Origin of the sequence: Nocardia huaxiensis (assembly GCF_013744875.1) — a bacterium.
In the GTDB taxonomy this organism is placed as follows: Bacteria; Actinomycetota; Actinomycetes; order Mycobacteriales; family Mycobacteriaceae; genus Nocardia; species Nocardia huaxiensis.
The window spans coordinates 3,354,464-3,366,824 of record NZ_CP059399.1; the positions used below are offsets into that span (position 1 = coordinate 3,354,464).

General features: G+C 69.2%; 12 protein-coding genes. 5 read left to right on the forward strand and 7 right to left on the reverse strand.

Features of this window, described 5'->3' with window-relative positions; translation table 11 throughout:
- Position 1: 1 nt before the first annotated feature.
- From H0264_RS14895 to H0264_RS14910, 4 genes are all read right to left on the reverse strand, one after another.
- Positions 2-1,105, reverse strand: a complete 1,104-nt coding sequence (locus H0264_RS14895; RefSeq protein ID WP_181584506.1) for an FAD-dependent monooxygenase — start codon at positions 1,103-1,105, stop codon at positions 2-4.
- A 50-nt stretch (positions 1,106-1,155) separates the two neighbouring features.
- On the reverse strand, positions 1,156-1,503 hold the full coding sequence (locus H0264_RS14900; protein ID WP_181584507.1) for a DoxX family protein: 348 nt from the start codon (positions 1,501-1,503) through the stop codon (positions 1,156-1,158).
- Between the two features lie 72 nt (positions 1,504-1,575).
- Complete coding sequence (locus tag H0264_RS14905) at positions 1,576-2,094, reverse strand: carboxymuconolactone decarboxylase family protein (RefSeq protein WP_181584508.1); 519 nt, start codon at positions 2,092-2,094, stop codon at positions 1,576-1,578.
- A gap of 194 nt (positions 2,095-2,288) precedes the next feature.
- Complete coding sequence (locus H0264_RS14910) at positions 2,289-5,267, reverse strand: AfsR/SARP family transcriptional regulator (protein ID WP_181584509.1); 2,979 nt, start codon at positions 5,265-5,267, stop codon at positions 2,289-2,291.
- A gap of 71 nt (positions 5,268-5,338) precedes the next feature.
- Here H0264_RS14910 and H0264_RS14915 point away from each other — a divergent pair, with 71 nt between their 5' ends.
- From H0264_RS14915 to H0264_RS14925, 3 genes are read left to right on the forward strand one after another with little or no spacing between them, the layout of a single operon-like run.
- Positions 5,339-5,917: a carboxymuconolactone decarboxylase family protein gene (locus H0264_RS14915; protein ID WP_181584510.1), complete on the forward strand. Its 579-nt coding sequence runs from the start codon at positions 5,339-5,341 to the stop codon at positions 5,915-5,917.
- Between the two features lie 55 nt (positions 5,918-5,972).
- A complete protein-coding gene (locus tag H0264_RS14920) occupies positions 5,973-6,926 on the forward strand; it encodes a pyridoxal-phosphate dependent enzyme (protein ID WP_181584511.1) in 954 nt (317 codons plus the stop codon).
- Positions 6,927-6,945: 19 nt separating this feature from the next.
- Entirely contained in the window at positions 6,946-8,385 is a 1,440-nt protein-coding gene (locus H0264_RS14925; RefSeq protein ID WP_181584512.1) for a short-chain fatty acid transporter, read from the forward strand.
- A gap of 41 nt (positions 8,386-8,426) precedes the next feature.
- On the opposite strand, the gene H0264_RS14930 is transcribed toward H0264_RS14925, so the two are convergent.
- From H0264_RS14930 to H0264_RS14940, 3 genes are all read right to left on the reverse strand, one after another.
- A complete protein-coding gene (locus H0264_RS14930; protein ID WP_181584513.1) occupies positions 8,427-10,556 on the reverse strand; it encodes an SUKH-4 family immunity protein in 2,130 nt (709 codons plus the stop codon).
- Between the two features lie 50 nt (positions 10,557-10,606).
- On the reverse strand, positions 10,607-10,777 hold the full coding sequence (locus H0264_RS14935) for a DUF6374 family protein (RefSeq protein ID WP_181584514.1): 171 nt from the start codon (positions 10,775-10,777) through the stop codon (positions 10,607-10,609).
- Between the two features lie 100 nt (positions 10,778-10,877).
- Positions 10,878-11,288, reverse strand: coding sequence for a PaaI family thioesterase (locus tag H0264_RS14940; RefSeq protein WP_181584515.1), 411 nt, complete (start codon positions 11,286-11,288; stop codon positions 10,878-10,880).
- A 116-nt stretch (positions 11,289-11,404) separates the two neighbouring features.
- Here H0264_RS14940 and H0264_RS14945 point away from each other — a divergent pair, with 116 nt between their 5' ends.
- Both H0264_RS14945 and H0264_RS14950 read left to right on the forward strand, forming a co-directional pair.
- Entirely contained in the window at positions 11,405-11,854 is a 450-nt protein-coding gene (locus H0264_RS14945) for a helix-turn-helix transcriptional regulator (protein ID WP_181584516.1), read from the forward strand.
- 5 nt (positions 11,855-11,859) lie between these two features.
- Positions 11,860-12,267, forward strand: a complete 408-nt coding sequence (locus tag H0264_RS14950; RefSeq protein WP_181584517.1) for a VOC family protein — start codon at positions 11,860-11,862, stop codon at positions 12,265-12,267.
- Positions 12,268-12,361 lie beyond the last annotated feature (94 nt).

Consider the following 12,361-nt stretch of genomic DNA (forward strand, 5'->3'; position numbering starts at 1 on the left):
GTCAGCAGCATTCCCAGTCGAGGACCTTGGCCAGTGATCTGGACTGTGCCGAAGGCGGGGTCCAACGCAGCAGCGCGTTGCGGAGCAGTACGGCCGCGGGGGAGGAGAGCTGGCCGACGGAGCCGACCAATCGGGAGCGTTCGGCGATCATCTGGGTTCGGGGTCTGCGCTGAGTGTCGTAGCGCGTGAGGTCGCCATCCCGGGTGGCGACGTGGGCCAGCACCACGGCATCCTCCAGGGCTTGGCAGGCGCCCTGGCCCAGATTCGGGGTCATGGCGTGCGCGGCATCGCCGATCAGTGCGATCCGGCCCGCCACATAGGTTTTCAGGGGTGGCAGGTCGTAGAGGTCGTGCTTCAGGATCGTTGCTTCGTCGACCGCGGCGAGCAGGGCCGGGATGGGGTCGTGCCAGGAGCCGAACCGGGTCCGCAGTTCGAGCAGTCCGCCGCCCGGGGTTCCCGCCGCCATGTCGGCGGTGGCGAAGCAGTAGACCCGGCCGTCCGGGAGGGGGCTGTAGCCGAAACGTTCACCCCTGCCCCAGCTTTCCCCCATATCGTCGATCGGTTCGGTGGGCGTGACGACCACCCGCCAGGCGGTGTATCCGCTGTAGCGGGGTTCGATCGCACCGCAGACCGCCCGCCGGACGACGCTGTGAATGCCGTCCGCGCCCACGACCACATCTCCGGCCGAAGTTCCCGCCGAGTGCGTGACGACGCCGTCGGCCTGCGCCGCCGTCACCGAAATACCGGTGCGCACTGCGGCTTCCGGGACGGCGGCGCGCAGGATGTCGAGGAGGTCGGCGCGATGCATCATGACCGGACTGCCGTACTGCGTGCGGATGGCCTCGGTGTCGGTCCGGGAGAGCCAGCGGCCCCTGCTGTCACGGATCCCCGCCGAGCCGTCCGCCCGGGCCCGGCCGCGTACGGTTTCGCCGAGACCGAGCGCATCCAAGGCGCGAAGTGCATTGGGCCACAGCGATAGTCCGGCGCCGACCTCCTCGATTCGGGTCGAGCGCTCCAGCACCTCGACTTCCCAGCCGCGCCGCCTGAACGCGATGGCTGTCGCGAGACCACCGATACCGCCGCCGACAATGACCGCCTTGGGCATGTTGCTCTTTTCCTTTCACTGGTATCCGGGACGTGAACAGGACCAGCGGGTCAGGCCGCGGCTCCCAATCCCAGGGCCGCGGCGACCGGGACGAGATACAGCAGCGGGAAGGCGACCGTCTTGTAGGAGCGCGCTCGCAGGATGGTGATCACCGCGCCGGCGAAGTACAGGATCAGTCCGATCGCGGCGGCCACACCGAGCAGCGGGATGAACAGGCCGACGATCATTCCGATCGCGCCCGCGGCCTTGAGCAGGCCCAGCATGGTCCACCAGCTCTGCGGCACACCGTATTCCACCAGCGGATCGGTCACGAAGGTCGCTCGTCGCAGCAGCGAGAACGCCGAGAACCCGACCCAGGCGGCGGCGACGATGGTGACGGTGATGTAGGCGATGTTCATTTCTCTCCTTGTGAATGGGTGCGGGCAGGCGCGCGTACCGGCACGCCCGCGGTAGTCGAGGGTCAGTGGGTTCTACTGCGCTGCAACGGGTGTCCACTGTCCGGCGGGCGAGACGCCGGGGATCGGTTTGCCGATGAGGGCCACCGGGACGAAGAAGTTCACCTGGCCGATGGCCATCGCGAGGGTGGCCAGGGCCTTGTCGTCGTACTGCGCGCTCGCTCGCGCGTACAGCTCGTCGGAAACCCGTTCGCCGTCCGAGGAGGGCTGCAGGATTGCTTCCACCAGGGCGAGCGCGGCGCGTTCGGCCTCGGTGAAGTAGGGGGCGTCCTGCCAGGTGGCCACCGCCGCGATGCGCTCCTCCGACTCGCCGGCTTTGCGCAGGCCACCCACGTGCAGCAGCACCAGGTAGGTGCTGCCGACAATTTGACCGGCGCGCAACTGGATCAGGCTGATCGTGGTCTGCGGGACGGAGCCGTTGCCGGTGGCCTTGAACAGCGCACCGACGACCGCGCCCATCTCCGGGACGAGCTGCGCCGGGTTGGGCAGCCGGGAGCCGGTCTGCTGCGGTGCGATGGCGGCGGTGGTCGACATGGTGATTTCCCTTGCTGTGTGAGTTCTGGTGTGGAACCGGGGCGGTGGGAAACGTGACCGTGGGATCGCCGGCTCGGCGAAGTTCGCGTTTCCGCACCCCGAAAGCGTCCTGCGCCGGGTTGATACTTCGCCGATGCGTCGGCTATGGAATCGGCGATGCGGGTGAATCGCCGATGCGTCGTCCTGCGTGCCGACTAGGACAGTTCGGCGAGGAAGTCCCGCACGCCGTCGGCCATCGGAAGGCCGAGGGTCCGATACCGCTGCAGCGCCAGTTCGGCGTGCTCGCGGGCCGGGTCCAGCTGCCCGCACAGGTGATGCGCGCGGGCCAGCCCCTCGTGGGCGTCGGCTTCCTCGGGCAGATTGCCTGTCCGCACCGCGAGGTCGAGTGCGGCGGCATGTTCGGAGATCGCCTGTGCCGCATCGCCACCGGCGCGGGAGGTGTGCCCCAGCCCGTTCCACGCGGCGGCCTCGTCGCCGTGGGTGCCGAGTACGCGGTACAGCTCGAGCGCTCGGCTGTGGTGCTCGCGGGCCTGATCCGGCTGTCCATCCCAGCGGTACAGCGTGCCGAGCTTGTTCAGCACCAGCGCCTCGCCGCGCGCGTTGCCGACCTGACGATGCAAATCCAGTGCGCGCGAGAGATGTTCGCGGGCCTCGTCGTGCCGGTCGGCGCCGAGGACCAACGCGAGGTTCCCCAGCACGTGCGCCTCACCACCCCGGTTACCGATCTCCCGGGTTATCCACAGCGCGCTGCGGAAGAATTCGCGGGCGGCGTCGGGATCGCTTTGCCGCCAACGGACATTGCCGAGCGTATTGAGCGCGCGGGCCTCCTCGAACCGGTCCCCGTTCGTTCGGGCCACCGCCAGCGCATGCTCGGAATATCTTGTCGCGTCGGCGTATTCGCCGCGCCGCCACGCCGTCCAGCCGAGGTCGGCCAGTGCCCGCGCTTCGCCGGAACGATCACCCAGTTGACGCCCGGCCACCAGCGCGACCGCATGCAGCCGGGCCGCGTCGGTGTGGTGGAAGTACCCGTCCAGGTACGGGCGCAGCGTCACCGCCGCATCGCGGACGAATTCGGGCCGAGCGTGATCCGCCGCATGGACGATCACCGCCATGAGATTGGCCCGTTCGGCGTGCAACCATTGCACCGCGGCGACCGGACAGCCGACACCGGTGATCGGACCCGCGGCGGGCGGCAGTGAATGGCGGTCGGTCGCACTGTGCGGAAACAGCAGATCCACCGCGGACCGGGCCGTGTGCAGATAGTGGTCGAACAGCCGGGACTGCGCGGCCTGCCGTGCCGTCTCGGATTCGTCGACCGCCACGATCGCGGTCGCGTGCGCGCGCAGCAGGTCGTGCAGCAGATAGCGTCCGGGTTCGTGCTGTGCGACGACGTGCACGTCTAGCAGCTCCTCGAGCAGCAGTTCGGCGTCGTCGGCGTGCGGCAGTTCGGCGAGCGCGGCGGCGGCCGCGGGGTCGATGTCGCGGCCGGGATGCAGGCCGAGCAGCCGGAACAGGCGTTGATGCGCCGGGGCGAGCTGCCCGTAGGACAATGCGAAGGCCGCCGCCACACCGCGTTCGGCGGTGGCCAGTTCGACCAGCCGCCGCCGCTCGTCACGTAGCCGTCCCGCCAGGTAGCCCACGGTCCACTGCGGCCGGTGCAGCAGTCGTGCCGCCGCGATCCGCACCGCCAGCGGCAGGAATCCGCACAGCTGCAATACATCCAGCGCCGCCACCGGCTCGGCGGTGGCGCGGGTGCCGACGATCCGCTCGAACAGCGCGATGGCGTCGCCCGGCGGCAATACCGGCATCGACACCGCGTGTACGCCGTCGAGATCGATCATTCTGCGGCGGCTGGTGATCAGGATCAGGCTGTCGGTGATGGCGGGCAGCAGCGGGCGGACGTGGTCGGCGTCGGCGGCATTGTCGAGGACCACGACGATCCGGCGTCCGGTCAGCTCGCTGCGCCAGAGCGCACTGCGGTCGCTCTCGCCGATCGGGATGCGATCAGCGGGGATTCCCAACTGCCGCAGCAGTATTTCCAGCGCGGCAGCCGGGGCGACGGCGGCGCGCTCGGCCGCGTAGGCCTGCAGGTCGACGAACAGCTGTCCGTCCGGGTAACGCTCGGCGAGGCGATGCGCGGCATGGACGGCCAACGCGGTCTTGCCCACGCCGGCCATGCCGTCGATGGCGACGATGCCGCCCGGTCCCTGTTGATCGGCGAGGCCCAGTCGATCCAACTCGGCTGTGCGGCCTGCGAAATCGGGAATGTCGTAGGGCAGGAAGTTCGCGCCGGGCGGTGTCTCCGGGGGCGGGGCGGCCGCTGTCCGATCCGCGCGCGGCGGCTGGGGCGCACCCGAAGCCGGTTCCGGTGGCCGGGCCGGATTCGGCGGCGGGGGCCGGTGCGGTTCCGGGTGAATGCGCTCCGCGGGCAGCAGCAGCGCCGGATCTCCGCGCAGCACAGCCTGTTCCAGCTCGGTGAAGGCCGATCCCGGATCCAGCCCGTCCTGTTCGACGAGCGCGGTGCGCAGCGCGCGGGCGCAGGCCAGCGCGTCGCGTTGGCGTCCGGCACGATGCAGCGCCAGCACCAATTGGCCGGTCAGCCGCTCCCGCAACGGATTCTCGGCGACCTGGGCGGTGAGTTCATCCAGCAGTTGCTGGTGCCGCCCCAGCGCCAGTTCCAGGTCCATCAGTCGCTCGACCGCGGTGAGTCGCTGCTCATGCAGCCGGGCGCGGGCGGCGGCGACGTAGGCGGCGGTCAGGTCGCCCAGCGCGTCACCACGCCAGAGTGCCAGTCCCGCCCGCAGTTTCGCGACCGCTTCCAGCGGCTCCGCCGCGTGTTCCGCGGCGGCGACGTGATCGTTGAAGCCGGTGAGATCGAACTGATCCGATGCCGGATGCGCGACGTAACCGGCCGCTCGGGTCTCGACGGTCTGCACGGCATCGGCGGCACGCAGCACCCGCCGGATCGCGGTGAGCGAGGCATGGATCTGGGCCCGCGCGGTATCCGGCTCGTCGAAACCCCAGATCGCCTCGATGAGCCGCTCTATCGTGCAGACGCGACCGGCGTTGAGGAGCAGGTAGGCGAGTACCCCGCGGTGGCGCGGCGCGAGGGTCGCGACCTGGCCATCGAGACTGATCTCGACCGGCCCGAGAATCGAAAAACGTACATCCATTGTCGGGTCACATACAACACCCATCGCGGACGCATCGCAAAAGTATCAACGCACCCGATCACGCTGGCCCCATGACCGAGCTACCGCCGCTGCCGCTGATCGAGCCGGAGGCCGCCACCGGCGTGACACGCACCTTGTTCGACACCGCCCAGCGCCTGTTCGGCATCACACCGAATTTCGCCAAAGCGCTGGCGCACAGTCCGGCCGCGATGCGCGGCCATCTCGCCCTCGCCGATTCCCTGTACACGGAGAGCACGCTGGACTCGGACACCCGGACCCGGCTGGGCCTGCTGCTGGCGCAGGAACACGGCTGCGATTACGTGCTGTCGGCGCACAGCTTCCTCGCCGCGCGGGTCGGCGGATTGAGCGAGCAGGCGATGACCGAGGCCCGGTCCGGCTCGGCGACGGACCCGAAGCAGGCCCAGATCCTGGCCTGGGCAACGGCATTGGTCCGCCGCCGGGGCGCGGTCACCGACGAGGAGGTGGCCGCGGCCCGCGCCGCGCTGTCGGACGCCGAATTCGTCGATGTCGTGGCCGAGATCGCGCTCGCGGTGTTCGATTCCTACCTGTCGCTGGCCGGGCGCGTGCCGATCGACTGGCCGCTGGTGCGGCACACCGAACGGGGCGGCGACGGCGACAGCGAGCGCTGATACCCTCACTCGGCCCGCCGAGCTGGTGGCGGGATGTGAGGAGGCGTGCGGGGCAATGGGTTCGCGGACCCCGGTATTCGACGATGTCACGGCGGCCTCCCGGCGCATAGCGGGAACTGTCCGGCCCCTCACGGTGATCGATGCCGACGCGGATCTCGCACCGGCCGGCAGCATCGGTCTGGCCCTCGAATTCCTGCAGCACACCGGCTCCTTCAAGGCCCGGGGCGCGGCGAACCTGGTAGCCGCGCTGCTGGAGACGGGTGGCATGCCGCCCGCGGGCCTGGTCTCGGCCACCGAGGGCAATGCCGCCATCGGATTCGCCTGGGCCGCCCGACGATTCGGTGTGCCCGTCACCGCGTTCCTGAGCCGTTCCGCACCACCGGCCAAGGCGGAACGGTTGCGTGACCTGGGTGCCGAGGTGCGGGTGACGGGCGCGACGAAGGCCGAAGCCCAGCACGCCGCACGGCGATTCCGGGAGGACACCGGCGCCATCGACGCCTTCGTCCACGACGACGTACTGACCTCGGCCGGGGCGGGCACCATCCTGCTGGAGCTCGCCGCATTGCGACCGGACCTGGACACCGTGATCTGCGCGGTCGGCGCCGGTGGCATGTTCTCCGGAATCGCCGCCGTCGCCGAGAAACTGAGCATCCGGGTGGTCGGGGCCGAACCGGAGGGCAGTCAGGCGCTGCACGCCGCCCTCGCCGCGGACGCCGTGCAGGAGGTCGAGATCGATTCCATCGCCTCCGATTCCCTCGGCGCACCCCGGGTGTCGCCCGCCGCTCTGGCCTGGGCCAAGACCACCGGCGCCCGCTCGGTCGTGGTGGACGACGCCGCGATCATCGACGCGCGCCTGCAGCTGTGGCGGCGCCATCGCCTCGCCGTCGAGCACGGTTCGGCCACCGCGCTGGCAGCCCTGCTCACCGGTGCCTACCGGCCGCAACCCGGGGAACGGATCGGGATCGTGCTGTGCGGGGCCAATACCGATCCCGCCGACCTCACCCGCTGACCGCGCAAGGAACACCCGGATGGCGACTCCAGCAGTAGAAACCGACTCCGAGAAGGGACTCGCGCGGGTCGCGCAGGCGCTCGCCCGGTGGACGGAGGATTGGTTTCCGGACGCCTACGTGGTGGCGCTCGCGGGGCTGATCCTCGTGGCTGCCGCGGCCCTGGCCAACGGCTCCTCGCCGCAGACCGTTGTCGACGCGTTCGGTAACGGCTTCTGGGATCTGACGGCGTTCACGCTGCAGATGGCCATGGTGGTGCTGACCGGATATGTCGTCGCCACCTCGCCACCGGTCACCCGGCTCATCGACCGGCTGGCCGCCGTGCCGCGCAGTGCGGCCGGCGCCGTGAGTTTCGTTGCGCTGCTGTCGATGTCGGTGTCCCTGCTGAACTGGGCGCTGAGCCTGGTATTCGGCGGCCTGCTGGCCCGGGCCATCGCACGCCGGTCCGGCCTGCGCGTGGACTACCGCGCGCTCGGCGCCGCGGCGTTCATGGGAATCGGGTCGGTGTGGGCGCTGGGCATCTCGTCCTCCGCGGCGCAATTGCAGGCCACGCCCGCCTCGTTGCCACCCACGCTGCTGCGGATCACCGGTGTGCTCGACTTCGGGCACACCATCTTCACCTGGCAGTCGCTGTGCACGTGTGCCGTCCTCGTGGCGCTCACCGTGGCGATCGCGTACTTCTCCGCACCCAGGGGGGCGGCGATCGAGACGGCACAGGACCTGCGCATCGACCTGGACGATGAGCCGGCCGAAATCGCGCCGCGCTCGCGTCCGGGCGAATGGCTCGAGTACAGCCGCATTCTGCCGATGCTGGTCCTGCTCATGACAGCGGGCTGGCTGATCTCCCAGCTGTCCAGCAGGCCGGTGCTCGCGATCATCAGCAGCCTCAACTGCTATCTGCTCGTCTCACTGATGCTCGGCCTGGCCTTGCACGGGACGCCGAGAAAGTTCCTGCAGGCCGTGTCCCTCGCCGTACCCGTGACAGCCGGGATTCTCGTCCAGTACCCGCTCTACGCCGCGATCGCCGCCATCCTCTCGAAAGCGAAAGGGCGGGATGGGCATACCCTTTCCGAACATCTGGCAGCGGTCTTCACCGATATCGGTGGCGGCGGGAACTTCGCCGTCGCCATCGCCCTCTACACGGTGGTATTGGGCGTGTTCATTCCGTCAGGCGGCGGAAAGTGGCTGATCGAAGCTCCGTTCGTCATGCAGTCGTCGACCGACGTCGGCATGAATCTCGGCTGGACGGTACAGATCTACAATGTGGCCGAGGCGCTGCCGAATCTCATCAACCCGTTCTTCATGGTGCCGCTGCTGGCAGTACTGCGACTGCGCGCGCGTGACCTCGTCGGATTCACCTTCCTGCAGTTCATGATCCACCTTCCGGTGGTGCTGCTCCTCGTCTGGTTGCTGGGCACGACATTCGACTACGTGCCGCCGATCCTGCCCACCACGCCGTGAATGCGGCACTGCCGCATCGTGATCCGTCGGTCCGGGACGGTTCAGTGCCACTCGTCGAAGTGCAGCAGATGCTGCCAGATGTCGGTGGTCGCGGCGGGGTCCACTTCGGGTAGGTGCCGGCGGAGTTCGGCGAGGACGTCGTTGCGGTCGGGGCCGGCGGTGCGGTGGATGGTCGCGTAGCGCTGTAGCAGGGCGAGCATGAGCACGAAGGACTCCAGGGTGGTGCCCAGGAGGTGGTGTCGGGGATGGAGGTAGGAGGGCGCGTCGGCGGGGATCATGCGGAGGACGCGGCCGGTGCTGCCGTCGAGGAGCAATGGGGTGCCGAGGCAGTCGCCGAGGAGATGGAAGGGGCCCGCGCCGGGGGGTTGGTCGGCCTCGGGGATGGAATGCCAAGTGCGGGTGGGGAGTTCGCCGGTGGGGTCGAGGGTGATGCCCAGGAGCCATTCGATGGCGGGGACGCCGGTGTCGGTGAAGAGGCGGCGCGTGGGGGTATGGGTGATGGTTTCGGGGAGGTCGGTTCGACGGTGTAGGTGCGCGGGGGTGAAGACCTGTTCGAGGAGGTGGCGAGGGTTGGTGAGGGTGGTGGGGTCGAAGGGTCGCGGGCGGAGGCGGCCGTGAGCGCCGAGCAAGGGTGTGAGGTGGGTGGTGGGGTGGGTGCGCAGGAGGGTGGGGTCGATGCGCACACCGCAGGCGCCGTGCGGGCCGGCCATGACCAGGATGTCGGCGGCCATGGTGGCGTAGTCGGCGGTGGGGTGGTGGAAGATGCCGAGCGGCTCGCCGTCGCGGAGAATTGTTGTGCGGCGCCAGTTTCCGGAGGTGGTCAGTTCGCCGTCGACGGGGACGCCGTCTTCGAAGACGTCGGTGAGGCCGGGGTGGTCGAAGGCGTCGGGGACGGGGCCCGCGAGGGTTTCGCCGGTGGTGGCGTCGAGGATGAAGGCGATGCCGTCCTCGTCCACGGAGACCGCGGCGGGTGTGCCGTTGTAGCGGGTGGCGCCGACTGTTTCGAGGTCGGTCGTGTGCCAGGGCTCGGGTTCCCGGAAGTCGCCGCGGGCGCGCTGGCGGGACCAGACGGTGTGGAAAAGCAGTGGCTCGGGGCAGGATTCGGCGAGCAGGCGGGCGCGTTCGGGGTCGCCGCGCAGGATCGCGTCGTGGGCAAGGTGTGCGACCCATTCACCGTGCGGGGCGCCGGTGAGGCCGTAGCCGGTCAGGTAGTGCAGGGACGCTGCGTGGGTGCCGCGTTCGATGCCGTCGGGGTAACCGGCTCGGAAGGCTTCCACCAGCGCGTCCTGGGGGATCCGTGCCAGGGCGTTGGCGTCGGCGAGGAGATCGTCGAAGCGTCCGGCGGCGATCGCGTGGCCGGGGAGGGATCGCCGCTGCCAGTCGGCGCTCAGGTCACCGGTGCGGAGCAGTCCGGTCATGTGGGCGTGCAGGTCTGCCGCGTCGAATTCGTGGCGCAACTGTTCGGCAAGGGCGTACGAGGAGAATCCGATGCCATCGGGATCCCGTGCCAGGAACGGGAATTCGGTTGCCCACTCGGTGAGCTGGACGGTGGTGACAGACAGTCCGGCCGCGTGGCACAGCATTGCCCAGCCCTCGATCGGCAGCCGCCGCAATTGCGCCTGCGCCAGAGCGCGGACTGCGGGGAGCGCTGGGCCGTCCGGTGGCACGACGGGTTCGATGTCGGGCGAGCTCAGCTCGACGACCCGGGTTCGCTGCTGTTCGGCGGGATCGGTGAGATCGGGCGCGCGGTCGCATTCGACGATCAGTCGCAGTTGCCCTTCCCTGGTGGCTATCCGCAGCCATCGCAGCACGCCGCGCAGGCCCTGCGGCGCCCCGCCCGACAGCAGCGACCCCACCCGATGGGCATTGGCGATGATGATCGTGCGCCCCTTGCGGTCCCGGCGCAGCGCGGAGATCAGGTCGGCGAAGTCCCGGCACGGTCGACGGGTCGGCTGCGTAAGCAATTGCGCCACCACGGAATCCGCGTCCAGGCCCGCCGCGTCCACCAGGTGGGTATCGGGGGCGGCGGCCGCGAATCGGTGCAGCGCGGTCGTTTTGCCGCTGCCTTCGGGGCCGCAGACGTAGAGCAGGCCCGGCTCGCCGTCCAGTAGTTCCCGGAACGCGCTGTCGAGAACCGAACTGCCGGAGGCGATGTCGTCGTGCCGTGTCATGGCTCTCTTCTACCGTGCCCCGGGGTTTGCCGCTCGGCGGGCCCGGGCGGTCATTCGCCGATCTCCTCGCGGTAGATGCGCATGCCCTCGGCGATCTTGCCCGCGGCGTGTTCGAGTTGCTCGGGGGTTATGTACTTGCCCCAGGCGGCGGCGTCGAGCAGTTGTCTGCGGACCTGGTCGAGGTTCATGTGGGCCCATTCGAGGCGCGACAACTCCGGCATGGCAGGGGAGATTACCTCGAGTCGAACAAACTTTCGATAGTAGGGGAGGGGTCCGACAAACTTCCGGAAGCCGGTCGCGCGGGCTCGCTGCGGGCGCGGGTCAGAGCACCGCTTGGGTCTGGGTCACCTTGGCGACGAGTTTGCCTGCGTCGTCGTGGATTTCGGTCTCCACGATGATGAACTTGCGGCCCGCGTGCAGGGGGCGGGCGGTGGCGGTGGCGTAGCCGGAGCGGAGGCCGCGCAGGAAATTGGTCTTGGACTCGACCGTGGTGGTGCCCTGCGCGCCCTCGGGGAGATTCAGGAAGGCGCAGACGGCGGCGGTGGAATCGGCGAGGGACATGAAGACGCCGCCGTGCATGGCGCCGCCCAGGGTGCACAGGGACTCGTCCCAGGCCAGGCGGGTGCGGACCAGGTCCCTGCCGTGTTCGAGGACTTCGATGCCCAGCTTGTCGCTGAAGGGCATGGTGGCGAAGAGCTGGGCGCCGGTGGGGTCGAGCACGGTGTCGGTCATGGATTCGACTGTGCCGCATGGGCGGCGGCCCGTCGATTACCTGCCGGGTAATGCGGGTGGCTCGCGCACGCGGCGTGGCTGAGCGAGTGATCATGCAGGTCAAGTAGGCTCGGGGCGTGACGAGCACCTCCGCCGCCGAGCAGCGCAAGCGGGATCTTGCGCAGTTGCGGCGGGTGCGGGATCGGATCGATCGGGAGTACGCGCAACCCCTCGACGTCGAGAAGCTCGCGCGGGATGCGCACATGTCGGCCGGGCATTTGAGCCGCCAGTTCAAGGCCGCATACGGCGAGGCACCGTACAGCTATCTCATGACGCGGCGGATCGAGCGGGCCATGGCCCTGCTGCGCCGGGGGGATCTGAGCGTCACCGAGGTCTGTTTCGCGGTGGGCTGTCAGTCGCTGGGGACGTTCAGTACCCGGTTCACCGAGCTGGTCGGCATGTCGCCGAGCGCCTACAAGAAGGATGCCGCGCAGGATATCGAGGGGATGCCGTCGTGCGTGGCCAAGCAGGTCACCAGACCGGTCAGGAATCGAGAAGCGCAGCAGCCTGCGCCGAATCTAGCCTGATCAGTATGGATATCACCATTCAATCGAGCTTCCTGCCGCAGGACGATCCGGATGCGGCCGTGGCCTTCTACCGCGACACGCTGGGCTTCGAGGTCCGCAAGGATGTCGGCTACAACGGCATGCGCTGGATCACGGTCGGCCCGCCCGGACAGACCGACACCAATATCGTGCTCTATCCGCCGGAGGCCAGCCCCGGTCTCACCGATGACGAGCGCAAGACCATCACCGACATGATGGCCAAGGGCACCTATGCCAGCGTCGTGCTGGCAACCGATGATGTGGATGCCGCGTTCGAGAAGATCCAGGCCACCGCCGAGGTCGTGCAGGAACCGGCCGATCAGCCCTACGGCGTGCGCGACTGCGCCTTCCGCGATCCCGCGGGCAATATGGTCCGCCTCCAGCAGGCGAACTGAACACGCACCGAGACCCCGACCGAATCAGTGCCGACACCACCCGGGCAAATTTGCCCGGGTGTGCGGTGCTGCTGATTGAATCGAGCCTGGCCAC

Excerpts from the sequence above, each read along its gene's own strand:
- H0264_RS14935 (WP_181584514.1), bottom strand. The coding sequence starts at position 10,777 with ATGCCGGAGTTGTCGCGCCTCGAATGGGCCCACATGAACCTCGACCAG.
- H0264_RS14895 (WP_181584506.1), bottom strand. The coding sequence starts at position 1,105 with ATGCCCAAGGCGGTCATTGTCGGCGGCGGTATCGGTGGTCTCGCGACA.
- H0264_RS14915 (WP_181584510.1), top strand. The coding sequence starts at position 5,339 with ATGACCGAGCTACCGCCGCTGCCGCTGATCGAGCCGGAGGCCGCCACC.
- H0264_RS14905 (WP_181584508.1), bottom strand. The coding sequence starts at position 2,094 with ATGTCGACCACCGCCGCCATCGCACCGCAGCAGACCGGCTCCCGGCTG.
- H0264_RS14950 (WP_181584517.1), top strand. The coding sequence starts at position 11,860 with ATGGATATCACCATTCAATCGAGCTTCCTGCCGCAGGACGATCCGGAT.
- H0264_RS14940 (WP_181584515.1), bottom strand. The coding sequence starts at position 11,288 with ATGACCGACACCGTGCTCGACCCCACCGGCGCCCAGCTCTTCGCCACC.
- H0264_RS14925 (WP_181584512.1), top strand. The coding sequence starts at position 6,946 with ATGGCGACTCCAGCAGTAGAAACCGACTCCGAGAAGGGACTCGCGCGG.
- H0264_RS14920 (WP_181584511.1), top strand. The coding sequence starts at position 5,973 with ATGGGTTCGCGGACCCCGGTATTCGACGATGTCACGGCGGCCTCCCGG.
- H0264_RS14900 (WP_181584507.1), bottom strand. The coding sequence starts at position 1,503 with ATGAACATCGCCTACATCACCGTCACCATCGTCGCCGCCGCCTGGGTC.
- H0264_RS14910 (WP_181584509.1), bottom strand. The coding sequence starts at position 5,267 with ATGGATGTACGTTTTTCGATTCTCGGGCCGGTCGAGATCAGTCTCGAT.
- H0264_RS14930 (WP_181584513.1), bottom strand. The coding sequence starts at position 10,556 with ATGACACGGCACGACGACATCGCCTCCGGCAGTTCGGTTCTCGACAGC.